Origin of the sequence: Pseudarthrobacter phenanthrenivorans Sphe3, from assembly GCF_000189535.1 — a bacterium.
Taxonomy (GTDB): Bacteria; Actinomycetota; Actinomycetes; order Actinomycetales; family Micrococcaceae; genus Arthrobacter; species Arthrobacter phenanthrenivorans.
This window is the reverse complement of sequence record NC_015145.1, coordinates 3,840,185-3,863,575: the sequence shown is the minus strand read 5'-3', so window position 1 is coordinate 3,863,575 and position 23,391 is coordinate 3,840,185. Positions and strand designations below refer to the sequence as shown.

The 23,391-nt window shown below is 67.1% G+C and carries 21 protein-coding genes and 1 riboswitch; of the genes, 9 read left to right on the top strand and 12 right to left on the bottom strand.

From position 1 onward, the window contains the following. Nucleotides 1-13: 13 nt before the first annotated feature. Entirely contained in the window at nt 14-892 is an 879-nt protein-coding gene (locus ASPHE3_RS17940; RefSeq protein WP_013602617.1) for a DUF1206 domain-containing protein, read from the bottom strand. A gap of 232 nt (nt 893-1,124) precedes the next feature. Between ASPHE3_RS17940 and ASPHE3_RS17935 the strand changes: the two genes are divergently transcribed. Beyond that, complete coding sequence (locus ASPHE3_RS17935) at nt 1,125-2,705, top strand: hypothetical protein (protein ID WP_041653268.1); 1,581 nt, start codon at nt 1,125-1,127, stop codon at nt 2,703-2,705. A gap of 2 nt (nt 2,706-2,707) precedes the next feature. Next, nucleotides 2,708-3,154 (top strand): hypothetical protein, encoded by a 447-nt coding sequence (locus ASPHE3_RS17930; protein ID WP_013602615.1) that lies wholly within the window; start codon nt 2,708-2,710, stop codon nt 3,152-3,154. A 10-nt stretch (nt 3,155-3,164) separates the two neighbouring features. Here ASPHE3_RS17930 and trmB read toward each other — a convergent pair whose 3' ends face one another. Both trmB and ASPHE3_RS17920 read right to left on the bottom strand, forming a co-directional pair. Then, a complete protein-coding gene (gene trmB / locus ASPHE3_RS17925; protein WP_013602614.1) occupies nt 3,165-4,088 on the bottom strand; it encodes a tRNA (guanosine(46)-N7)-methyltransferase TrmB in 924 nt (307 codons plus the stop codon). 36 nt (nt 4,089-4,124) lie between these two features. Next, entirely contained in the window at nt 4,125-4,541 is a 417-nt protein-coding gene (locus tag ASPHE3_RS17920) for a hypothetical protein (RefSeq protein WP_041652349.1), read from the bottom strand. Between the two features lie 156 nt (nt 4,542-4,697). Here ASPHE3_RS17920 and ASPHE3_RS17915 point away from each other — a divergent pair, with 156 nt between their 5' ends. Both ASPHE3_RS17915 and ASPHE3_RS17910 read left to right on the top strand, forming a co-directional pair. Beyond that, nucleotides 4,698-6,011, top strand: a complete 1,314-nt coding sequence (locus ASPHE3_RS17915; protein ID WP_013602612.1) for an MFS transporter — start codon at nt 4,698-4,700, stop codon at nt 6,009-6,011. A 12-nt stretch (nt 6,012-6,023) separates the two neighbouring features. Further along, nucleotides 6,024-7,463 carry an MFS transporter gene (locus ASPHE3_RS17910; RefSeq protein WP_013602611.1) on the top strand — a complete coding sequence of 480 codons (1,440 nt, stop codon included), beginning with the start codon at nt 6,024-6,026 and terminating at the stop codon, nt 7,461-7,463. Here the strand turns inward: ASPHE3_RS17910 and ASPHE3_RS17905 are convergent. Beyond that, nucleotides 7,423-8,223 (bottom strand): class I SAM-dependent methyltransferase, encoded by an 801-nt coding sequence (locus tag ASPHE3_RS17905; RefSeq protein ID WP_013602610.1) that lies wholly within the window; start codon nt 8,221-8,223, stop codon nt 7,423-7,425. The genes ASPHE3_RS17910 and ASPHE3_RS17905 overlap by 41 nt on opposite strands. 413 nt (nt 8,224-8,636) lie before the next feature. Here ASPHE3_RS17905 and ASPHE3_RS17900 point away from each other — a divergent pair, with 413 nt between their 5' ends. Then, nucleotides 8,637-10,538 (top strand): DEAD/DEAH box helicase, encoded by a 1,902-nt coding sequence (locus ASPHE3_RS17900; RefSeq protein WP_013602609.1) that lies wholly within the window; start codon nt 8,637-8,639, stop codon nt 10,536-10,538. An 85-nt stretch (nt 10,539-10,623) separates the two neighbouring features. Here ASPHE3_RS17900 and ASPHE3_RS17895 read toward each other — a convergent pair whose 3' ends face one another. From ASPHE3_RS17895 to pulA, 4 genes are all read right to left on the bottom strand, one after another. Further along, nucleotides 10,624-11,274 carry an MBL fold metallo-hydrolase gene (locus tag ASPHE3_RS17895; protein ID WP_013602608.1) on the bottom strand — a complete coding sequence of 217 codons (651 nt, stop codon included), beginning with the start codon at nt 11,272-11,274 and terminating at the stop codon, nt 10,624-10,626. A gap of 10 nt (nt 11,275-11,284) precedes the next feature. Beyond that, nucleotides 11,285-12,277, bottom strand: a complete 993-nt coding sequence (locus ASPHE3_RS17890; RefSeq protein ID WP_013602607.1) for an aldo/keto reductase — start codon at nt 12,275-12,277, stop codon at nt 11,285-11,287. Between the two features lie 51 nt (nt 12,278-12,328). Then, the gene (locus tag ASPHE3_RS17885; protein WP_013602606.1) at nt 12,329-12,955 is read right to left on the bottom strand and encodes a nucleoside/nucleotide kinase family protein; all 627 of its coding nucleotides are present in this window, start codon (nt 12,953-12,955) and stop codon (nt 12,329-12,331) included. A 186-nt stretch (nt 12,956-13,141) separates the two neighbouring features. Continuing rightward, nucleotides 13,142-16,219 (bottom strand): pullulanase-type alpha-1,6-glucosidase, encoded by a 3,078-nt coding sequence (pulA, locus tag ASPHE3_RS17880; protein WP_013602605.1) that lies wholly within the window; start codon nt 16,217-16,219, stop codon nt 13,142-13,144. Nucleotides 16,220-16,412: 193 nt separating this feature from the next. Here pulA and ASPHE3_RS17875 point away from each other — a divergent pair, with 193 nt between their 5' ends. Next, entirely contained in the window at nt 16,413-17,498 is a 1,086-nt protein-coding gene (locus ASPHE3_RS17875; RefSeq protein WP_013602604.1) for a LacI family DNA-binding transcriptional regulator, read from the top strand. On the opposite strand, the gene ASPHE3_RS17870 is transcribed toward ASPHE3_RS17875, so the two are convergent. From ASPHE3_RS17870 to ASPHE3_RS17855, 4 genes are all read right to left on the bottom strand, one after another. Further along, nucleotides 17,440-17,778 carry a DMT family transporter gene (locus tag ASPHE3_RS17870; protein ID WP_013602603.1) on the bottom strand — a complete coding sequence of 113 codons (339 nt, stop codon included), beginning with the start codon at nt 17,776-17,778 and terminating at the stop codon, nt 17,440-17,442. The two genes, ASPHE3_RS17875 and ASPHE3_RS17870, sit on opposite strands and share 59 nt — an antisense overlap. Continuing rightward, nucleotides 17,778-18,101: a DMT family transporter gene (locus ASPHE3_RS17865; RefSeq protein ID WP_013602602.1), complete on the bottom strand. Its 324-nt coding sequence runs from the start codon at nt 18,099-18,101 to the stop codon at nt 17,778-17,780. The genes ASPHE3_RS17870 and ASPHE3_RS17865 overlap by 1 nt, the downstream gene beginning before the upstream one ends. 9 nt (nt 18,102-18,110) lie before the next feature. Further along, nucleotides 18,111-18,176: riboswitch (guanidine-III (ykkC-III) riboswitch) on the bottom strand. Nucleotides 18,177-18,318: 142 nt separating this feature from the next. Further along, nucleotides 18,319-18,849 (bottom strand): ferritin, encoded by a 531-nt coding sequence (locus tag ASPHE3_RS17860; protein WP_041652347.1) that lies wholly within the window; start codon nt 18,847-18,849, stop codon nt 18,319-18,321. A 91-nt stretch (nt 18,850-18,940) separates the two neighbouring features. Continuing rightward, nucleotides 18,941-20,122: an ROK family protein gene (locus ASPHE3_RS17855; RefSeq protein WP_013602600.1), complete on the bottom strand. Its 1,182-nt coding sequence runs from the start codon at nt 20,120-20,122 to the stop codon at nt 18,941-18,943. A gap of 125 nt (nt 20,123-20,247) precedes the next feature. Here ASPHE3_RS17855 and ASPHE3_RS17850 point away from each other — a divergent pair, with 125 nt between their 5' ends. From ASPHE3_RS17850 to ASPHE3_RS17840, 3 genes are read left to right on the top strand one after another with little or no spacing between them, the layout of a single operon-like run. After that, nucleotides 20,248-21,576: an ABC transporter substrate-binding protein gene (locus ASPHE3_RS17850; protein ID WP_013602599.1), complete on the top strand. Its 1,329-nt coding sequence runs from the start codon at nt 20,248-20,250 to the stop codon at nt 21,574-21,576. Next, on the top strand, nt 21,576-22,490 hold the full coding sequence (locus ASPHE3_RS17845) for a carbohydrate ABC transporter permease (protein ID WP_081459873.1): 915 nt from the start codon (nt 21,576-21,578) through the stop codon (nt 22,488-22,490). Before ASPHE3_RS17850 ends, ASPHE3_RS17845 begins: the two co-directional genes overlap by 1 nt. Next, complete coding sequence (locus ASPHE3_RS17840) at nt 22,487-23,371, top strand: carbohydrate ABC transporter permease (RefSeq protein WP_013602597.1); 885 nt, start codon at nt 22,487-22,489, stop codon at nt 23,369-23,371. Before ASPHE3_RS17845 ends, ASPHE3_RS17840 begins: the two co-directional genes overlap by 4 nt. Nucleotides 23,372-23,391 lie beyond the last annotated feature (20 nt).

The window sequence follows — 23,391 nt, the reverse complement described above, 5'->3', positions numbered from 1 at the left end:
GGAAACATAAGCCCTACCGGTTCATTCTGGCCAGCTTCGCCCGGACCATCATGAACACGCCGTAACAGATCAGGCCTGCGCCCACCGCTGCCAGGAGATATACCCCCAGGGGCTGGTCCCGCAAAGCACGCAGGCCGCCGTCGAGCCCGGTGGAGTCTTCCGGATGGGCCTGCAGCGTGGCTATGGCGATCAGCAGCCCCGTCAGCAGCAGTACGGTTCCTTTGGCCACGTAGCCCGTCACGCCGAGGACGGTCACCGCGGTCCGTGCCGTGGGGGATGCGGGCATGACCAGGTGCTTTTCGAAGGACTTCCTGAGCCCGCGGATGCCATAGACCACGCCCGTCACAGCGATTGCGGCCCCCAGCAGGACCAGCAGCGCCACGCCACCGGGAGCTTTCATGACCGAGACGGTGAGGTCGCTGGCAGCCCGCTGGTTGTCGCCGCCTGAGCCCGTCCCCGTAGCGAAGGACATCAGCGTCAACGCGAGCCCGGCAAAAACCAGCGCCTGGGCGCCCGCTTTGGCTTTCTTCCCGGCTTTTTCCTTCGAAGGCAGGTGGTTGTAGTCGAAGATCGCATCGCTGGCCTGCCACAACGCGAGTGCCGCGCAGGCCGCGAAACTCGCCCACAGGAGGAAGGGGCCCGCAGGCTGCGTGGCGAGTTCCGCCACGGCGCCGCTGAAATCGGCGTTCCCCGTTCCGCCAAACGCAAGCCGGATGGCAATCGCACCCACCAGCAGGTGCAGGATACCGCTCGCCGCAAAGCCGGCCCTCGCCAGCATCTCCAAGGTCCGCGAGTTGGTGACGTTCTCTGCCGCGTCAACGGCCTGCTTCAGTTCTTTTTTGATGGCGGTTCCTTTGTGCGCGTGCTGTGCTGGCGTGCGCCCCCTGCACACTAGGGCAATCGTGCCACGCTGGGGCAGTGCTGGAACAGTGGGCGCCGTCCCGCCCTCCGTTCGGCTGCCTGGTGCTTCTTACAGCCCGGCCATGGGGAGGAATGCCCATCGCGGGCGTCCATCCGGCGTGCAACCATGTGACGAGCGATTGTACGGTGCCGGCTCTTGCACGATCCCAACTGACTGAGGATCCGCGTCACCCGGCCCCGTGAACTTCTTCCCGGGGGACACCATGACTTTTTACGGCGCTGATGCCGGCCAGTTGCGGGCTTTGGCCAGGGCGGCTGACCAGGCGGCCACCCTGCTGGGCAGCCGGGCACTCTCCCTGCACAGCCAAATCCAGTCGGCGCCGTGGAAGGGTTCCGACGGCGAACGCTTCCGCCAGGACTGGAGCAGCAGCCACCGGCCGGGCCTGGACAAGGTGGTGTCAAGCCTGCGGGAGAACTCCCGGATCCTGCTCCGGCACGCCGAGGAGCAGGAGAAGGCTTCATCCGGTTCCATCAGCGGTGGAGGAACAGGCGCCTGGGACCGGATCGCCTCCCTGGCTGACCAGGCCCGGGAGTGGTTGAGGGAACAAGCCGTAGCCGCCGCCGCGGCAGCGGAACACCGCCGGGAACTGCAAACGGGCATGGAGCACATGCTCGATGCCAGCCCCGAAGAGCAGGCGGCATGGTGGAAGGGACTCTCCGCTGCCGACCGGATGTACCTGATAGAGGGCGGGGACGAGGACCGCGCCTTCGCCAACGACCTGATGCGCATGGACGGCGGAATCCCCGCCTCCGTCCAGGAGCTGGCAAGGGAACACCTCCAGGAACTGGGCAAGGTGGACATCCCCGTCTACTCCGAGACCGGCACGGCCTCCATCGAGGCTCGCGTCGCCTGGGTGCACGGCGGCGCCGAAGTGGGGACGGAAGTGGTGGAAAATGCCGACGGTTCAGCCACCGTGAAGGTGTACGGGAACATGGGCTTGGGCGTGAATGACGCCAGTGGAGCCGCAGGCGCCACCCTCAACGGACAGGTCTCCCGGGAATACACATTCGGCAGCGTGCAGGAAGCCATGGCGGCCCGGGAGCAGATGTACCGGGACCTGCCGCCGGATACTGCGGGCGAGATCAAGGACGTGGCCGGCAACCCGCCCGGGTACATCCTGGACACCATCAACGACGCTGCCGGTGACAACGGATCCACGGGCCAGGCGGACAAAGCCAAGGGGACCTACTCCCTGTACGCGGACGCGGATGCGGGCGCCGCCTCGGGCTCTGCGTCGCTGGACCTGGCGTACGAACGGAACCTCACTGACGGGACTGCAACAGCGAGCGGCGAGGTCTCCGCCCGGGGCAGCCTCAACCTGGACGGCCGCGTGTTCGAGGCTTCGGGCAAGGGCGGGCTCCAGGTCAGCATGGACAAGCACCACGCCATCGATTCGGTATCCGTTTCGATGGAGGGCACCGTTGCCCATGGCATCACGGCGGGCACGGACTTCAAGGCTGCCGGGATCGGCTCCACGGTCACTGCGGGCACCCAGGGCACGGTGCGGATCGACGTGGACTATTCCGCGGAGAACAGGCCGGTGATCGACAGCTACCTGCGCAACGTTGCGCTGGGGAACGAGTACGCTGCAGCCCGGGATGCCGCCCGGCTGTATGAGGCAGGCTCCGCCACCGTGCAGGTCAACAGCGTGGTCACCGCGTCCAGCACCGCCGGGCTGGATGTAAAGCTGGGCGAGGTGGATGTCAGCACCGAAAACCGGGCCACCACCAATGTGGCCACGTACTATAAGGTGCCCAACGACACCCGGCTCGAGAGGCTGTGACCATGACAGTGCACATCGAATCCCCGCTGGGTTTTACGGCAGACTTCCCCGGGCACACCCAGGTCCTGGCTGATTCCGCTGCCGGGCCCAACAGTGAACAGTACGGCTTGCCCGGCGGCGTCCTGGTCACGGTCATTATGGACGACGCGTCGGTTCGGGACGCGCCGCAGGCAAACGGTTGGGCGCACGTGATGGCAGGGTTCTACCGGGACGAACGGGCCGGTGCCGTCCTGGCGGAGGGTGAACTGGACCTGCCCGGGAAAGCCGCCTACGCCGTAGTGGTGGGATATAACGACGGCGGGGGCTCGCCAAAGATTGCCGCCGCGGCAGGCATATGGGAACGCGGGCGGTTCATCGGCGTCGTGGCCATCTGGCCAGCTATTGACCCTTCCGTGGAGCCGCGGCTGGGCATGTTGAAGGAGATCGTGGCCCGCATCAGCCCGGCCTGACAGCCTGTCCCTAGCGCCGGCGGTAGCAGAGATCGAAGATGAGCCGCCCGGCCTCGTGGGCCTTGGCTTCGAAGCTGGTCCGGATTCTTCCTTCGAACCGGGGCGCCCAGCCTCCTGTTTCATCGATGCCCTCGTTGGGCCCGGTGTGCTCGGTGCTGACGGGGGCCCGGCCCTCGCGGACCGGGGCGCCGCCCACCACGGATTCGACGCCGGACTGCCACACCTGCGTCAGGGGGCTCTCCGGTCCGCGGCGTTCGCCGGTGTGCAGGTTCTCGAAGTCGTTGGAGCCGGCCAGGACGTCGCGGACATGGACGGCATAGTTGGACCAGTCGGTGGCGATCCGCCACAGCCCGCCCGGCTGCAGGGCACGGGCGGCAAGGTCTGCGAATTCGGGCTGGATGAGGCGCCGCTTGTGGTGCCGGGACTTGTGCCAGGGGTCGGGGAAAAAGACCCACAGTTCGCTGACGGAACCGGCCGGGAGCATGGTGGCCAGGACCTCCGGGGCGTTCGCCTCGACCACCCGCACGTTCTTCAGCCCCCGGCTGTTGATCTTGATGATGGTGTTGGCCAGGCCCGGGGTATAGACCTCCACCGCCAGGAAATCGGTGTCCGGGTTCTGCTCTGCGGCGTGGCAGACGGCGTCGCCCAGGCCGGAGCCGATCTCCACGATAAGGGGCGCTTTGCGGCCGAACTCGGCTTCGGCGTCAAACGTGTAGTCAGGGTGGACGGAGGTGTTCGCAACGTGCCGCGGAACATCCACCGCCCATCGTTCAGCGTGCTCTTCCCAGGCCGCCTGCCGGCGGCCCTGCAGGCGCGTGCCGCGGCGGACGAAGCTGACCGGGCGGCCGCCGTAGGTGCCGAAGGAGGCCTGCGTCCCCGGCGTTACGGCCCTCGGGACATGCGGCTGCTGGGGGTTTTCTGGGGATTCACTCATCCCTTCCAGAATAGCGGCGCGGGGACTATGTCCGGCTCACAGTTTCCCCAACTGGTCCAGCCCGGGACCTAAGGCCAGGCCAACCACTAGACCGGCGGTGCACAGTGCAACGGCGGCCATCCTCCGTCCGGGCGTTGCGCGTGGTTGGCAGTACATGATTGGAATGGACAGCGCCAGAGACGGCAGCGAAAAAAGGAGGGGCAGGCTGAAGAACACCAGAGGTGCCACCCAGGGGGCCTCCGAGGGGCCGTTTGATGGATAAGTGGCAAGCATGGCAAATAAGGCCAGTGGAGCTGTGATCGTCATGCTGGCCAGGGCAAGGCCCGCCAGAATCAGGCTGGCTGTTGCTTTGCGGACGGTTTTGGGGTCTTGGGGTGCCGTGCTCTCCACCGGGACTACCCCAAGCGGCGGCATCGCGGGCCCACGTGGTTCATTCGGTTGCTGACTGTCCATCTCTCTCCTGACGCCGGTGCTGGTCGCTGAGCTGCCCGCATCTGCTCCGGGTTGCAGCTGCGGGTTCCAACGTAGGCGTGGGACAGGCCTGCCGGAAGGCGCCGCGGGCCCTATGTGGATATCCAGGGAGCCGATCCAGCCTGCAAGAATGGGCGGATGAGGGAAGCGACCGACGCCGAGGCAAGGGACTCCCGGGCTGGTGGCCCTGGGCCGAAAGAGCAGCCGGGGACCCTGGTGGACGCTGAGGTCGATGAAACTCCGGCGCCCGCGCCCACCCGGGTGGCCAGCCGCCGGCAGCTCGCCTACCTTGGACTTTGCCTGGTCCTGATCGGGCTGAACCTGCGCACGGTTTTCTCCAGCTTTTCCGCAGTCCTGCCCGAGGTGTCATCCCAGGCGGCACTGCCGGGGTGGGCGGTAGTGGTATTGACCACCGTGCCGGTCACCCTCCTGGGGGTGTTTGCGCCGCTCGCGCCTGTACTCGCCAGGAGGTTCGGCGCCGAGCGCGTGCTCCTCGGTGCGATGGCAGTACTCACCGCGGGTCTCCTGCTGCGTCCCGCCGGACTGGGGCCGGCGGGTACCGCCGCCGGGCACCTGCCCGCGCTCCTGGCCGGGACGGCGGCATGCGGGGCAGCCATTGCGCTGTGCAACGTCCTGCTGCCCGGGCTGGTGAAGCGGGACTTTCCGCACCGCCTGGGCCTGATGGGAGGTCTCTACACGACGGCCATCTGCGCGTCGGCCGCGTTAGGTGCCGGCTTCACGTACCCGGTCTTCGCGGCAACGGGGGAGTGGACCCTGGCTTTGTGGTTCTGGGCGCTGCCCGCCGTCGTCGTCCTTCTGTTGTTCCTGCCGGTGGCACTCCGCCAGCCACGGATCAGGCACACGGCAGTGAAGGACGGCGTCAACGTGTGGCGCTCCGCAGTGGCCTGGCAGGTGACCGTATTCATGGTGCTGCAGGCCATGATGTCCTTCAGCGTTTTCGCCTGGCTTGCCCCGATCCTGCGCGAACGCGGGGTGGACGGGGCAACTGCCGGGCTGATCGTCTCAATGTCCATCGTGCTGCAAATGCTCGGCTCGCTGTTCGCGCCCGCACTCGCCGCCAGGTTGAAGGACCAGCGTGCCATCAACACGGTGGTGGCGCTGATGACCGGGGCCGGCTTTGCGCTGAGCATATTCGGACCGCTGGAGCTGGTCTGGGTGTGGGCCGGGCTGCTGGGGCTGGGCCAGGGAAGCCTCACCGCGGTGGCCCTCACCATGATCATGCTCCGGACCCGCGACGGGCACACGGCCGCCCACCTCTCCGGCATGATGCAGGGCGTGGGCTACGGCGTGGGCTCCACCGGCACCCTGATGGTGGGCCAGCTGCACCAGGCCACAGGATCCTTCACCGCCGCCGGCATTCTCTTCCTCGTGGTCGGACTGCTCGCCGGGATCTTCGGATACCGCGCCGGCCGCAACCGGTTCGTCGGGTAGGGGCCAGCCGTCATGCAGGATCCGGTAGTGCCTGCCACCCACCCCGCGGTGGGGATCCTCCGGGGACAGTATCTCTGGGTGACGGTTGGCACGTGTGCCCTGGTGTTCCTGGCCGCCTTCGAGTCCCTGGCCGTCACCACCATCATGCCCCTGGTCAGCCGGGAGCTCGACGGCGCCGGGCTCTACGCCCTCGCCTTTGCCGGCCCGCTGGCCACCGGGGTGACCGGCATGGTTGCGGCCGGAAACTGGTCCGACCGGCGCGGACCCACCGCGCCGCTTTACGTCTCGGTGGCCCTCTTCGTGGCAGGCCTCCTGATCGCAGGGACCTCGGCGTCGATGCCGCTGCTTGTCACCGGACGCCTGGTCCAGGGCCTCGGCGGCGGCGCCTTGACCGTTGCCCTCTATGTACTGGTGGCCCGCATTTACCCCGCCGCCCTGCATCCAAAGATCTTCGCGGCCTTCTCCGCGGCGTGGGTCATCCCGTCGCTGGTGGGGCCGTCTGCCGCCGGGATCGTGGCGCAGGTCTTCAGCTGGCACTGGGTGTTCCTGGGCGTGGTGGGACTGGTCATCCCGGCGCTGGTGGTGATCGCGCCCGTGCTGAAGGGACTGGAACCCCCTCGCGAACCGGCCGGGGGGCACCCGCTACCGCCCTGGGCTCCGGGCCGGCTTGCCTGGGCAACCCTCGCGGCGCTCGCTGTCCTGGCGCTCAACCTGTCACGCGAGCTCCGGATCCCCGGCGTTCCTGCAGCGCCGGCACTCGTTGCCGTTGCCGCCGTCGTTATTGCCCTGCTTGCCGCCCGCCCCCTGGTTCCGAGGGGCACCCTCACCGCCCGGCGCGGCCTGCCCAGCGTGATCCTGGTGCGCGGGCTCGCCGCGGCCGCGTTCTTCGGTGCCGAGGTGTACCTGCCTTACCTGCTGATCGAGCAGTACGCCTTTTCGCCCACTTTCGCGGGCCTCACCCTGACAGGCGGCGCGCTGGCATGGGCGGGAGCCTCGGCAGTCCAGGGGCGGCTCGGCAGCAGGCTGTCCCACCGGCGTGCGGTGGGCATCGGCGCCGTGATGGTCCTCGGAGCGGTGATCCTCGCCCTGGCCACCACCGCGCTTTACTGGCCGGCCGCCGTCGTCATAGCTGGCTGGATCTTTGCCGGCGGTGGCATGGGGCTGCTGTATCCAAGGCTCAGCGTCATGACCCTCGCGCTCTCCACCAAGGAGAACGAGGGCTTCAACAGCTCTGCCATGTCCATCGCGGATTCACTGGGCGGCGCGTTGGCGCTCGCCACCACCGGCATCGTGTTCACGGCATTTACGACGACGGCGGAATCCTTTGCCGGGGTCTTCGGACTCGCCGCCGTGGTGGCCGCAGCCGCGGCCATCATTGCCCCACGGGTCACCGCCAAATCCCCGAGGGAAGTCAGGGGAGCCGCGTTGCCCGCACCACCACGTCGGCGATAGTGGCATGCTGGCCGTCAGGCCCCGTGACGGGGCGTTCCCGGCTCGTCTGGACTTCCAGCTGCCATTCGGGGCTGTCGAGGCCCAGTTCCCGGACCACTTCATCAGCGGTGTAGAACATGCCCTTGTGGTGGTGGTGCTCGCTGCCCCACGGCGGGAGCCGGTCCGGGTGGTGCCCCACCACCAGCAGGGTCCCGCCGGGTTTTACGGCCGCCGCGGCTGTGCGGAGCGGCCCCTGCCAGGCGAGTTCCTGCGAGTGCAGGAACTGCGACGTCACCAGCTCGAAGGTCCCTTCCGGCCGCCACTGTTCCAGGTCAGCCTGCTGCCAGGTGATCCTGCTGGCAATTGTTCCCTCGGCGGCATGGACGCTTTCACGGGCGAGCGCGGCCTTCTCGTGGGAACGCGCCCGTTCCAGCGCGACGGCGGAGACGTCGACGGCCGTGACCGTCCAGCCCTGCTGGGCCAGCCAGATGGCGTCCGCACCCTCCCCGCAGCCCAGGTCCAAAGCTTTGGCCGGCCTCAGGCCGCCGGCCTCCCGGACCAGCTGCGGGTTCGGTTTTCCGCTCCAGACCTGGGGCTTGGCACGGTACCGCTCATCCCAGACCGCCGCGGCGGCAACACTCGTTGCGGGACCGGCCGTCGTGCCTTCGGCGCCCGGTCCCCCGGCGGCCGGTCCGTCCTCAAGGCCAGTGCCGCCGTCGTGAGTTGCCAGGTGCCATTCAGGATGCTGCGCTTCATGCCGGTGGGCTGCGTGTTCGCTCATGCCTCAACCCTGCCCCGGGGGCACCGTGTTGGCAACGCCCCAACCAGGTAGCGCTAAGTGTCGTTTTGGGCCCTGAAAACGACACTTGGCGCTACCTAGTTGGCAACGGGGAAGGGCCGGGGGAAGCCGGACGGGCAAGGGGAACGCGCCCGGGATGCTAGACTGGTGGAACTTGATGTGCAGTGATGCCCAGGTTTTCGTGTTGTGGAGGTCCTCCTCCCTGCAGAAACTGGGCTTTTTTCATGTGAGAGGCACATCCTGCGTCGATGAACGCGTTCCATTTGGTCCCGGCCGCCGCTTTGAATAAGCGGCAACAGGCTGGTTGATCACCTGAATTTTCTTCGGCGAACCCCTGGGCCAACCGGCGTCGGGGGCCGATATCCGCACGGATACCGCCTGAAAGACCTTTGACTTTGACTACATTTGCTGCCCTCGGCACGCCCAAGGCCCTTGCCGACACCCTCACCGCCCAGGGAATTGAAACTCCGTTCCCCATCCAGGTGAAGACCCTCCCCGACACACTCGCGGGACGCGACGTCCTGGGCCGCGGCCGCACCGGCTCCGGCAAGACCATCGCGTTCGCCATCCCGCTGGTGGCACGCCTCGCCGAGCGCGAAGCCCCGTACTTCCGCAAGCCCGGCCGCCCCATGGGCCTGGTCCTGGCACCCACCCGCGAACTGGCCACCCAGATCAACGCCACCATCGAGCCGCTGGCCAAGGCCGCCGGGCTGAACACCACCGTGATCTACGGCGGCATCTCCCAGGCACGACAGGAAAAGGCTCTCCGTGCCGGCGTCGACATTGTTATCGCCTGCCCCGGCCGCCTGGAGGACCTGATCCGCCAGCGCATCCTCACCCTCGAGGCCGTGGAAATCACCGTCCTGGACGAGGCCGACCACATGGCCGACCTCGGCTTCCTGCCCGTGGTGAAGAAGCTTATGGACATGACCCCCAGCCAGGGCCAGCGCCTGCTCTTCTCCGCCACGCTGGACAACGGTGTGGACAAGATCGTCCAGCGCTACCTGTCCAACCCCCTGACCCACTCGGTGGATGACCCGCAGGCAGCGGTGACCACCATGGAGCACCACGTCCTGGTGGTCAACGACCAGACCGTCAAGAAGCAGCTGATCGTGGAGCTCGCTTCCGGCGCCGGCCGCCGCGTCCTGTTCATGCGGACCAAGCACCACGCCCGCAAGCTGGCCAAGACCCTGACCGACGCCGGGATCCCCGCCGTGGACCTGCACGGCAACCTCTCGCAGAACGCCCGTGACCGCAACCTCGCCGAGTTCTCCAATGGTGACGTCCGCGTCCTGGTCGCCACCGACGTCGCCGCCCGCGGCGTGCACGTGGACGACGTCGAACTGGTCATCCACGTTGATCCGCCCACCGAGCACAAGGCATACCTGCACCGGTCAGGCCGCACCGCCCGCGCCGGTTCCGACGGCACCGTTGTGACCATCACCCTGCCCGAGCAGCAGACCGATGTGAAGAAGCTGATGAAGGCCGCCGGCGTTGACGTCAGCTTCGAGCGCGTCACCGCCACCTCACCCATCGTGGCTGACCTCGTGGGCGAAATGGCTGAAAAGATCGATCCGCGCACCCGCGCAGCGCTGCTGGCCAAGAAGGCCGCACAGCAGGGCGGCGGCACCTCTACAGGCGCCAATGCCGAGCGCAAGCGCGCCCGCCGCCAGGCTTCACCGGTTGCCGGTGGACGCGGCGGCCGCGGTGGACGCGGCAAGGTTTCCGCCGAGCCTGTCCGCACCGATGTTCCGCGCGCCGAGCGCCGCGCAGCTGCCTTCGAAGGCCGCACCGAAGCCCGTGCAGCGTTCGACCGCGTCGCCGAGCAGAACGAGGACCGCGCCATCGCGGCTGCAGCGGCACGCCGCAACGCCCGTGGCCGCGGCACCGCATCCACCCACCGCAACGACGTTCCCGCGGCAGGTGGCCGTGCATCGGCCGGCCGCGGTTCCGACGGACGTGCGGAATCACGCGTGACCCGCAGCGAAGCACCCCGCGGCGGCACCGGACGCCCGGCCGGCTCAGGCCGTCCGGCAGCCTCGGGCGGCCAGCGCAACGGCCGCCCCGCAACCGGGCAGCGCGCCGCAGCAGGTGCCGGTGCAGGTACCCGCAGCGGCGGTTCACGTGCAGGTGCAGGTGCGGCCGGCGGCGGGAACAAAGCCGTATGGTCCTCCAACACCGGCGGCACCTCCGGCGGGTCCTACGGTTCAGGCAACGGTGGCGGCTCAGGCCGTCCCGCCCGCAGCGGTCCCCGCCGCGCCTCGGCTCCGGCATCGAACGAACGCCGTGGCCGCTAACAAGGCCCCATAACGTCCATCGATTGCTCCGCACCTGTCGTTTAGAAGGTCCATAACGGCAGGTGCGGAGCAATCGATGTGGTTGTTACCAGCCCCGCTCCCGCCACTCCTCAAGGTGCGGGCGTTCGGCGCCGAGCGTCGTCCCCCTGCCGTGGCCGGGATGGACGACGGCGGAGTCCGGGTAGGTGCCGAACAGCCGCTCCGTGACGTCGTCCAGCAGTTGGTTGAAACGTCCGGGATCCTTCTGGGTATTGCCGACGCCGCCGGGGAACAGCGAGTCGCCGGAGAAGATGTGCGTCAGTCCCCGCGGGTCCTGGTACACGTAGGCGATTGATCCGGGCGTGTGTCCCCGCAGGTGGACGGCGGTCAGCTCGAACCCGTCCACGGCAACCGTATCCCCGTGCCCGAGCCGTCTGTCCACTGGAACAGGCAGCGCATCGGCGTCGTCCGTTCCTGCTGCGGTGGGCGCACCGGTAGCCTCCACCAGCTCCTTCAGCGCCCGGACGTGGTCCCAGTGCTGGTGGGTGGTGGCGATAAGCACGAGCTTCGGCGTGGCGGATGTGTCTGCAGTTGCATCATCCAAGAGCCGTTGGATGGCCGGAAGGTCGTCCGCGGCGTCAATCAGCACCTGCTCACCACTCGCTTTCGCAGTCAGCAGGTACACGTTGTTGTCCATCTCGCTGACGGAGATCGTGCGGATGGTCAAGGCCGGCAGGTCGTACAGAAGTGTGTCCATGGCTCTGAGTCTATTCACGCCCCTCTGACACCCAGTTGGGATCCGCTGAGCGGGAGCCGACGACGGCGTCCGAGGCTTCGCCCAGCGCGTCCAGTTGCGCCGGGGTCAGGTCCAGGACCAGAGCGCCCAGGTTCTCGTCGATCCGGTCCCGCTTGCGGGTGCCGGGGATGGGAACCACTGGCAGGCCCAGCTGCCTGCCCTGGGCGAGCAGCCAGGCCAGGGCAACCTGGGCAGGTGTCGCGTCCAGTTCGTTAGCCACGGACCGCACGGTGTCCACCACCGCCTGGTTGGCACCCGCCGCGTCCGGAGCGAAACGGGGGATCCGGCGTCGGAAATCCTTTTCACCCAGGCTCGAGGCGTCAACGGTGCCGGTGAGGAATCCCCGGCCCAGCGGCGAGTAAGGCACAAACCCCACCCCAAGGGCGGCGGCAGCAGGAACAACATTGCGTTCCACGTCGCGGCTCCAGATGGACCATTCACTCTGGACCGCCGCAATCGGGTGGACGGCAGAGGCTTCTTGAAGCTCCTGGGCGGTCACTTCGGACAGCCCCAGGTGCCTGACTTTGCCCTGCTGCACAAGCTCCGCCATGGCCTCCACGGTTTCCACAATCGGAACGCGGAGGTCACGGCGGTGCATGTAGTAGAGGTCGATCGCGTCAGTGCCCAGCCGCTGCAGGCTGCGGTCCACCGCCTGCCGGATGTAGGCGGCGTCGCCCCTGATGTCCGTGTAGCCGTCCGTCGGTGTTCCCACCAGCCCGAACTTGGTGGCCAGCTGCACCTCGTCCCGCCGCTCCTTGAGCAGCCGGGCGATCAGTTCCTCATTGCTGCCCCCGCCGTAGATGTCCGCGGTGTCAATAAAGCTGACACCGGAATCGACGGCGTGATGCAGCGTCCGGAGCGCGTCCTCCTGGTCCACCTCCCCATACACCGGGGTGAGCGCCATTCCGCCGAAGCCGAGGGGGCTGACCCTGAGGCCGTCGCCGAGGTCCACAGTTGTTGGCATGGGTTCTCCTGTTCGTCCACTGTTGCTGGGTTCAAGTTTGCGGGGCGTGGGCTAATTCCAGGGGATGATCCGGTCCGCGGCCGGGCGGGTGGCCTGGATCAGCACCGCATTCGCTTCGTCCGGTCCGGCCGCCCAGGCCTCGGCAGCAGCCCTATCCATGCCGAAAGAGACGTGCCTTTCCACGAGCCGGGCCAACCGCAGGACGGGTGGCGTGTCCACGAACCACACCTCGTCCAGCTGCGCCCGGACGTCCTTCCACGGCTGCTGCTCCATCAGGAGGTAGTTGCCCTCGGTGATGATGAGGGGCACCTCGGCAGGGACAGCGATCGATGCCGCCACCGGCTCGTCCAGGGTCCGCCGGAATTCCGGGGCGTAGACCACGGGCTCATCCCGGCGCACTAGGCGGCGGAGCAGCGAAAGGTACCCGCCGGCGTCGAACGTGTCCATGGCCCCCTTGCGCTGCCGCAAGGGCGTGCCATCGATAATCGCGTTGCCCAGGTGGAAGCCGTCCATGGGCACCACCACTGCCTGCCCCGGACCAAACTGCTGCCGGATCCATTCCGCGAACGTTGATTTCCCGGAACCGGGCGCCCCGGCAATGCCCAGGATGACCCGTGTTCCCGGCACTAGCCGGCGCCGGAGGGCCTCCGTTGCTTCGGCTATCTCGGGTGAGTCCATGGCAAAAGCCTAAACCGGGGCCCGGACATGCGCTGAGTCTCCCCACCTTTGGTTCGGCACAGGCAGCGGACGACGGCGTTTTGCCGGGACACGCCGTCGTCCGTCCGTATAGGCTGGGAGACTCAGCGGTGGGAGATTCAGTTGGGCGGCCGGAGGCCAGGGGCACCCGGCCGGCTTTGCCGGGCGCTAGCCGGCCTGGAACACCGCCACGGTGCGGGCCGGGACGGTGAAGGTCCCGGTTGCCGGATCATGGGCGGCAGTCCTGACCACCGGGTCGCTGCCCGAGGCCTGGACCGGGTGGAGGCCGTAAGCGGTGCCTGTGGTGCCGGCGACTGCCTGGCTGACGGCCTCGTCGGCGGCGTTGAACACCACCACCAGTCCGGTGAGGTCCTCGTCCACGTCCGGGCCCACCGAGTCGTCGATCCGCATAACCACCACGCCGGGCGCCTGGTCCGGGCCCGCAGTGGGGAACGAGACCTTCTGCTGCACCAGGGCGGCGTCACCCAGGCGGAACAGCGGCGTGCTCTTGCGGATTTGCAGCAGTTCTGCCGCCCGGCTGCGCGCCTCGGCGATCGCGGCGGGTGCAGGCTTCAGCGTGGGGTCCGCCAGCAGCGGGCGCAGGTAGCCGTACTTGTCCTCGTTGTCGGCCTTGGGCGGCAGTCCGCGGCCGAAGCCGTTGGAGGCGTCCGTGTGGTCAAGGATGTTGAACCAGTCGCCCGAGTCGTAGCTGTTGCGGTCCAGGGATTTGCTGCGGAGGGATTCCCCGCCGGCGTGCCAGAACGAGATGCCCTGGCTGAAGGCCGTGGTGCTGAGCGCGAGGGTCTGCATCCGCGTCCGTTCCGCCATGGGGGTGTCCTGCGGCAGCTTCAGGGCAAAGGCATCAAACAGCGTCTCGTTGTCGTGCGCTTCCACGTAGGTGACGGCCTCCTGCGGATCACTGGTGTATCCGGCGGGGGCGCCGTTGTACGGCACGTCCGAGCCCTTGACGGTTGCACCGGTGCGGTCAACGAAGGAGTAGTCCTTCAGGTTGCCGGTCAGGCCCACCTTGATCAGGTCCTGGGCCAGGAGCAGGGATGCTTTCTGCTGTTCCGGGGTGCCGTTGGCAGGGGAGCTGTTGGGGTCGGTGAACAGGCCCGAAGCGAAGCCCTGGACCCGCGGGTCGGGGTCGAAGGGGCCGCCGCCGCGTACGGCGTCGCGCAGCCGGTCATTGAACGTGCCGATGCCGGTTCCGGCCATGTTCTCCTGCGTGGCCTGGACGAACCTGGCGTTGTTGGCCACCTCGCCGAAGTTCCAGCCTTCGCCGTAGAGGGTGATGTTCCTGCCGTCCACACCGTCCTTGGCCAGGGTCAGCCCGTCCAGGGCTGCCCGCACGTCCAGCATGTTCTGCTTGGAGTGGTGGCCCATGAGGTCGAAGCGGAACCCGTCCAGCTTGTAGGTCTTGGCAAGCGTCACCAGGGAATCGATCATGAGCTTGCCCATCATCGTGTTCTCGGTGGCCGTGTTGGCGCAGCAGGTGGAGGTCTCCAGTGAGCCGGTGGTGGCGTTCAGGCGGTGGTAGTAGCCGGGAACAATCCGGTCAAGGTTGTTGGACCCGGACTGGCCGGCGCTGGAGGTGTGGTTGTAGACCACGTCCTGGATGACGCGTGCCCCGGCGGCGTTGAGTCCGGCCACCATTTCCCGGAACTCGGTGATGCGTGCGGTGCCGTCCGGGTTGGTGGCGTAGGAGCCTTCGGGGGTGGTGTAGTGCAGGGGATCGTAGCCCCAGTTGAAGCCGTCCTTGGAGGCAGTTTCTGCGACGCAGGCCTGTTGTTCCTCTGAATCCGCGGGCAGTGCCGCGAGGTTGCAGGCGGGTTCGAGCTGTTCGCTGCGCCGTTCCTCGATGGTGCCGATGTCGTTCACCGGCAGCAGGTGGACGGCGTTGAGGCCCGCTGAAGTCAGTTCACGGAGGCGGCGCATGCCGTTGCTGTCCTGCTGTGCGAAGGCTTTGTAGGTTCCCCGGTGTTCCTCCGGGACGGAGGCATCGGTGATGGAGAAGTCGCGGACGTGCAGCTCATAGAGGGAAAGGTCCTCCGGCTTGTTGAGCGCGGGCTTCTGCAGCTTCTTCCAGCCCTCGGGGGCCAGGGACTTGTCCTCCACGTCAACAAACAGGCTGCGTTCGGAGTTGGCGGAGAGCCCCACGCTGTAGGGGTCGGTGACGAGGTTCCGCTCCACCTTGCCGGTTTCCGGCACGAAGACCTCCACCTCGTACAGGTAGTAAGCGCCGCTCCATTCCTTCTCCCCGGTCAGCGACCAGACGCCATCCGCGCCCGGTTCCATGGCCCGGCTGGCGACAGGCTCGCCGCCCGAACCGGCAGCGTAGGTGTGGACAGTGACACTGCGGGCAGTCGGCGCCCACAGGGCCAGCCCGGGGCGGTTGCCCTTCCACGTCAGCCCGAGCTCCTGGCCGGCCGCGCCCTGGTACAGGGTGTCCATGACGCCGGGGACCTGGACGCCGGTGGCTGCGGTGACCTTGCCGTCGGCCCCAACGGCGGCAACCAGCAGCTGGCCCTTGAGCAGTTCCTTTGCACGGCCGGCATCAGTTCCGGCCAGCCGCAGCGAGGTGAAACCGGCAAGGTGGGGGTACCTCGCTGCCAGTCCCGCCTCCAGGCTGCCGGCCGTTTTCTCAAGTGCTGTGTAGCTGCCGCCGGTGACCTGACCATCCGCCACCGCCAGGCCGCCGTCGGGCCCGCTGTAAAGCCGGTAGGTGGTTCCCTCCGCCGAAGGGGCCTGCCAGGCGATGGTGTCCGCCGACAGCCAGTGGGCACCGGCCTCCGCCCCGAGCGCATCAGGCACGTCGTCGCTCAGCGTGTGGCTGGCGTGGTCATAGGTGAAGGTCACTGGACCGCCGGGTGCGTTGAGCACCAGGTCGCCGCCGCCGGCTGCTCCGCCGGCACCGTAGTTCTCGTCCCAGGAGTTGTTGAGGGCAATCTTCATGCCGTAGGTGCCGGCAGGAATGTCGAAGGTGGCCCGGTACAGCGTTGCCGAACCCTCGACGGGCTGCAGCCTGCTGGCCGTGCAGTCGGGCTGCCAGTCCCCTGGGCAGCCGATTTCGGACTGCAGGGAGCCAACCAAAGCCACGGCCTGGGGGACTGCCGTGTGGTCCGCGGACGCCGGGAGGGCAAAGCTGCCCAGTGCCAAAGGCGTGGCACAGGCGGCGGCCAGGGCCGCGGCGAGCTTCCTTCTGAGGGCGGGGGAGAGCCCGGAGGTGGTGGGGTGATGAGTCATGGAAGACCTTCCTTGGAGACGCCCCGGCCGTCAGCGGTGAGGAGCGGGGTACCCCTGAGCCTAGAATTCGTTTCACGCAGCGTCAACTGTTTGCTGAAAATTTCACGTTCTGTTTTCATGAAGCTACCGGTCTGCTGTCCGTACACTTGAAGGCACCAAGACTTCCGGACTGCTGTTCCGGTGAAGGAGCCACATGAGCACGACCGGGAGCCGGACCCCACCCGCCGCAGCCGAACGGCCAAAACTGGAAGACCTTGCACGGAAGGTCGGCGTCAGCATCGCCACCGTGTCCCGGGTGGTCAACGGCCGGAAGGGAGTTTCACGGGAAATCCGCCAGGCAGTCCTGGCGGCCATGGACGATCTCGGCTATGAACGGCCCGACCGGTCCCGGGGCGATGTCAGGGGCCAGGTGGGCGTTATTGTCCCGGACCTGACCAATCCCATCTTCCCCGCCATCGCCCAGGCCGTGGTTTCCCTGCTCTCGCAGGAAGACTTCATTCCCGTCATCTGCGCGCTGCCCGGGGGAGGGCGGTCGGAGGACGAATACATCGAGATGCTCGTGGCGCAGGGAGCGGCCGGCATCATCTTCATCTGCACGGCGCACGCGGACGGCCAGGCCAGCCTGGAGCGCTACCACCGGCTTCGCGGCCGCGGCATTCCGTATGTGCTGGTCAACGGCCCCCGGGCGGAACTCGGCGCGGCGTCGGTCGCCAACGACGACGCAGCGGCCATCAGCACCGCTGTCCAGCACCTTGCCAGCCTGGGCCACCGGAAAGTAGGGCTGGCCATCGGCCCGCACCGCTTCGTCCCCAGCCGGCAGAAGCTGGCCGGCTTCCGTGCAGCGCTCGCCGAATTCCTGGACACTGACGATCCTGCGCCCCACATCGCCACGAGCATGTTCACCGTGGAAGGCGGCCAAAGCGCGGCCAATGAGCTCCTGGACTCGGGCCACACTGCGATCGTGTGTGCCTCCGACGTCATGGCCCTGGGCGCCATCCGCGCGGCACGGGCAAGGGGGCTGCGAGTGCCGGAAGACGTGTCGATCGTGGGCTTTGACGATTCGACGCTGATGGCCCTTACCGACCCGCCGCTGACAACGCTGCGGCAGCCGGCTGCGGCGATTGCCCATGCTGCCGTCCATGCTCTTGCAGCCGACATCGCCGGTGAACAATCCACCCACTCGCCGGTGGTGCTCGCTTCCGATCTGGTGCTGCGGGGTTCTACCGGTCCTGCGGCAAGGCCTTCAGGCCGGCAGCGCAGCCAACGATCCCCGCAATGAAAAACACCTTGAGCACGCTGAAGGGTTCCACGCCCGTGGCCATTGCCCAGCCAACGGTCAGCGCGGCGCCAACACCTACCCAGACGGCGTAGGCCGTGCCCAGCGGGATGTGCCGGATGGCCATGCCCAGGCCCAGCATGCTCAGCGATGCCGTGACGGCGAAAACAAGGGTGGGGAAGGGCCTGGTCAAGCCGTCGGACAAGCCCAGGGCCGTGGCCCAGACTGCTTCCAGGACTGCCGAGGCCAGCAGGACCAGCCAGGGAACGGAACGCTCGAACATCACGCCACCACCTTCAGGCCAACCACGCACACAGCGATGCCGGACAACAGGAACAGCCGCGCCGCCGTCGGACGCTCCACCCTGGTGACGATGGCGTACGCGGACGTGAGGACCACGCCCACGCCCACCCAGACGGCGTAGGCCGTGCCCGTGGGAATGGCCTGCATGGCGATGGCGAGGCCGCCGGTGCTGGCAGCGACGGAGACCAAAAACAGGGCGGCGGGGGCAATGCGCCGGCGGCCTGTGGCCTGCGACGCGCGATGCAGCGCTGCGGCCCACACCGCCTCAAGGGCGCCGGAAAGGATGAGGATCAGCCACGACATGATGAGTCCTTTGGCCAGTCTTGTCGTGTGCCGGGTACTGAACCGTCGTCCGGAGGCCCTGGTGCCGGGCCTTGTTTCCAGCGTAGCAACGGCCGACGGCGGCGGGCCACCTTGGTGCGCAACCTCACCATCCCTCGCCCACCCCCCAACTGGGTAGCGCTAAGTGTCGTTATGGGGCGCCAAAACGACACTTAGCGCTACTTAGTTGGGGGAGGGGCTAGAGGGCGCCGCCCGCCGCTTCGGGGGCGGCGCTGTCCCGGCCGCCGTCGCCGATTGTTTCCCGGGCGATGAAGTTCTCGATGTCGAAGAGGTTGTCCGCCCGTTCCGCGATGTTCAGCAGGGTGGTCATGGACGCCACCTCCTCCACCTGCTCCTTCAGGAACCAGAGCATGAACTGCTCGCCCAAGGCATCGTTCTCGCCGCGCGCTGCCCGGAAGAGGTCCTCAATGTTGCGGGTAACTTCCTTTTCCTGCTGCAGGGCCAGGGCCAGCGGCTCGGTGACGGAGGCGAAGTCGTTGCGGACGGCCGGAACGCCCGGAATCGTGAACGGAATGTCCCGGTCCAGCATGTACTGCACCATCATCATGGCGTGGTTCCGTTCCTCCACGGACTGCCGGTAGAAGTACCTGGCCAGCTGGGGGAGGTCCTGGTTGGCGAACCAGGTGGCCACGGCAATGTACTGCTGGGAGGCGGTGAACTCATTGCCGATCTGGGTGGACAGGAGTGCATTGAACGAGGAAGTGGTTATAGCCCGAGTCTAGGGACGGCGGTGGTGCGGTGCCAGAGTGGGCTTGCTTTGCAAAGGGCAGGCTGTCCTGCTTTCCGTCCGCGCAGCCCCCTTAACCGGTCCGCTGTGCCAGCAGCTGTTCGATCCGCTCCGGTGCGTAGAGGCTCTCCTCCACCAGCTTGCACAACCCAACAGCGGTGGCGGTTCGGCTGTCCGCCGGAACAATTTCCAGGTCCACCAGGGAAGGTTCGAAAGCGTCGTCAAGGATCTGCTGACGGCAGGCGGCCAGGAACTCCGGAAGCACGCCCACGAGTCCTCCGACCGCCACCCGGCCAGGGTTCAGTGTTCCCACCGTCGCCGACAGCGCGCGACCCAGGACCCGTCCGGCATTAGCGACGGCGGCGCGTACTTCGGGGTCCTCGTCGTAGGCGTCAACAAGCTGCCGCAGCGTCCCGTAGTGGGCAAACCTCGGATCAGCCAGCAATGCGCGGCCGGACGCTACGGCCGCCAAGCAACCATCCCGGCCGCACCGGCAGCGCTTGCCGGCGGCTTCGGGAATGCGCACGTGGCCTATGTCTCCGGCAGCACCATGGGCTCCGCGGACAAGCGCGCCGCGGACGATGATGCCGGAGCCGACGCCGGTGCTGACTTTGACCGCGACGATCGACTCGAGCGGGCCCCGAACCTCGCCCACTGCCATGGAACGGGCATCATTTTCCAGCAGGACGGGGCAATCGAGCTTGGCTTCCATCACTTCCTGCAGGCGTTGCAGGTCCCAGTGGGCGAGGACGGTACGCTCCAGGCCCAGCTTGTGGAGGGGGTCCACGGGCGCGGGCAGTCCAACACCCGCGCCCACCGGTTGCTTGCCATCGAGCAGCCGGAGGGAGTGCTCGATTACTTTGCTGACCACGTTCTCCTGGGGCTGGGTGATGTCAATCGGCACCCTGCGGGAGGCCAGGATTTCGCGGCCCAGGGATACGATGTGGATTCCCGCGTGCGTGTGTCCCACCTCGATGCCGAGGACCAGCTTGTTCCGGTCATCGAAGCGCAGAGGGCGCGGCGGCCTGCCGCGTTGGGACGTCAGCGGCGTCGATTCATAGACGAGTCCTGCCGCGAAAAGTGCATCGAGCCGCTCATAGAGGGTTGACCGCGCCATGCCGGTGAGCTCAAGCAGGGCAGCCCGGCTGTATCCGTCCGGTTTCAAGCGCAGGAGCTGCAGGAGGTGTCCGGCGCTGGTGGCGAGCCCGACGGGCGGCTGGCCGGAACCCGCTACGAGCGTCCTTTGCTGGGTCATGGCTTGCTCCCTTTGGGCCGGAACCGGGGCGCTGGCAGCGCCGGGTCATTGACGTGTTCTGGATCACACAATTATGATCGATCATCAGACAAAAATACTATCTGCCCTGCCAGCAGGAGGCTCCCATGTCCGATCTTGCTCACTTTGACGTCAGCCGACGGGCCCTGCTGAAGGGAGGCCTGGTGGCTCTGGCAACCGGACCACTCCTCGCGGCCTGCGGCGTGAATACCAGCGGAAGCGGAGGCGAGGGCTCGGTCAACTTCCTGTCCACCCAGTTCTCCCCGGTTGAAGAGCGGCAGAAGTACGAAGCGACGCTGAAAAAGTACGCCGGAGATATCCAGGTGGCCTACAACCCGGTTGACACCGGCGTCTTCAATACCACCCTGAAGTCCCAGCTCGCGGCGGGGAAGGTGGAGGTAGGGATCGCGGGAGGCCTCCACAGCGACCTCATCCCCTTCGCCACGCAGTTCGAGGACCTCACGTCACTGACCAATGACCTTTCCTCCGCCGGATTCTCGGATGACCTGCTGGAGCTGGCCAAACTTGGCACGGACGCCCCCCGCTATATCCCATGGATCCAGGCCACCTACGTGGTGGCAGTCAACAAGAAAGCCCTTGACTGGCTTCCCTCAGGGGCTGACGTCAACAAGCTCACCTACGAGCAGTACCTGGCGTGGGCGCAGGCTGCCAAAACGGCAAACGGGCGCCCCGTCTTCGGCATTCCCGCCGGTCCGAAGGGCCTCCATCACCGCTTCTACCAGGGCTTCCTCCTGCCCAGCTTCACAGGCGGGCAAATCACGACGTTCCGCAACGCGGACGCCGTAACCGCCTGGACCTACATGCGCGATCTTTGGGCCAACACGAACCCCGCCTCCGCCAACTACGACTTCATGCAGGAGCCCCTGGGCAACGGCGAAGTCCTGGTGGCCTGGGACCACGTGGCCCGCCTCATCAATGCTGTGCAGGACAAGCCTGATGACTGGCTGATGGTGCCGGCGCCGTCCGGTCCCAAGGGCAAGGGCTACCTGCTGGTGGTTGGCGGTATGGCCGTACCGCAGGGTTCTCCGGAGAAGGACAAGGCATTTGAGCTGATCAAGGCGCTGTCAAAGCCCGAGGCCCAGATCGAGACGTTGAAATCCAATGCCTTCTTCCCCGTGGTAAAGACGGACATCGGCGGCGACCTGCCAGGCGGCATCGCCCTGGAGGCCAAAGCGGTCAAGGCCCAGCAGGAAGCCGAAGACGCTATCCTGGCGCTCCCGCCGGTGGGCCTTGGCGACAAGGACCCACAGGTTTCGCAGCTGTTCAAGAACTGCTTCCAGGAGATCTGCCTCAACAACGCCGATGTCAAGGCAACCCTGGACCGCCAGGGCGCGGAACTTGCCAGCATCATGGAGACGCTCAATGTTCCGTGCTGGGCGCCGGACCCCGACGCTGAGCAGTGCAGGGTGGCCTGATGGCTGCCCCCGACGCCCCCGCTGCCGCCAGGCCCAAAACCCGGCCGGCCGGTCCCCGCGGCCGTCCACCCCGGAGGAAAAGCACCTCGACAGCCATGCTGCTGATCGCCCCGTCCATCATCTTCATGACGCTGCTCTTCGGCTGGCCCATGGTCAGCGGCATCCTGCAGGCGTTCGGCGGCCCTGAAGGGCTGACGACGTCGAACTTCTCCCGGATGGTGCAGGACCCGTACTTCTGGTCCTCCGTGGGCAACACCCTCCTGCTCATCGTGGTGATGATTCCCATCCAGTTCGTCCTGGCGCTCGCCATGGCCCTGCTGATCCGGGCCAAACCGAAAGGGTCCTCGGCCTACTTCTACATCTGGGCCATCCCGCTCGCGGTCAGCGACCTCGCGGCCGGCCTGGTCTGGCTGACGGTCTTCACGGACCGGGGGTACCTCAACTCCCTCCTGGCCTCTTTCGGGCTTGAACCCGTTTCCTGGCTGGCCTACGACAACTACGCCTCGATGTTCATGGCCGTGCTGATCGCGGAGGTCTGGCGTGCCACATCGCTCGTCTTCGTGATCGTGGTGGCAGGGCTGCAGTCCATTCCCAAGGATTATGAGGAAGCCGCCAGCGTCTTCGGCGCCGGGTTCTGGGACCGGCTCTTCCACGTCACCCTGCCGCTGCTGCGTCCCAGCCTCCAGACGGCACTCATCCTGCGCACCATCCTCGCCTTCCAGACCTTCGCCGTGGCGCTGGCTCTCACAGGCCAGAACTTCCCGCTGGTGGTTGGCGAGACGTACCGCTGGTACACCGGGCTGCAGGACGCGAACGTCGCCTCCGCCCTTGCCCTGGTGGTCATGGCGGTCTCCATGATCACGGCCGTGGGCTACCTCAAGCTCCTGAAAGACCAGTCGGAGGCCCCGCGATGAGCCACGCCACAACCAACAAGACGACGGCTCCGGACACCCGTCCGCAACCGGAGGTGGACCGCCGGCCGCTCGCCCGGCAGCGCCGCAACCGGGTACTGCTCCAAGTAGGGTGCATCCTCATCACGCTCTTCATGGCCCTCCCTATCTACCTGATTGCGCTCTCGGCCACGTCCAGCAGGGCAGCCCTGCAGGAATTCCCGTTGAGCTTCATCCCGGACAACTTCTCCCTCGAAACCATGGAGACGTTCCTGCAGTCCACCGGCATCCTGGGCGGGCTCATCAACTCGGTCCAGGTGGGCATCTTCACCCTTGTGCTGTCCCTGATCATCGGCGTGCCCGCCGGGTACGCCGTGGCCCGGTTCGCCTTCCCCGGCAGGGATCCGTACCAGCTCTTCCTGCTCTTCACCCGTGCCCTGCCCATCGTGGTGCTGTCGGTGCCGCTGGCCCAGCTCTTCCTGCAGACCGGGCTGTACGACAGTGTCCTCGCCGTCGTCCTGCTCCATACTGCACTGGCGCTGCCCACCACCATCCTGATCACGTCCTCGGTGTTCCTGGGCGTACCCCGGGACGTGGAGGAAGCGGCCCGGATTTTCGGCTGCAGCCCGCTGCAGGCCTTCCTCAAGGTGGTCATGCCCATGGCCATCCCGGGCATCGCGGCGGCGTCGATTTTCACCTTCGTCATGTCCTGGAACGAAGTCCTGGGCGCGTCCATCCTGACGCTGAACCAGCGCACCCTCCCGGCCCAGGTCCTGAGCTCCCTCGCCGAATCACCGCTGGCCTATCGGTTCGCCGGCGGCTTCCTGCTGGTGATCCCGGCACTGATCTTCATCTTCTTCATGCGCCGCTACCTCACCAACATGTGGGGCTCCACCATCCGCTGAGTGCGTTCCAGAGAGGCTGT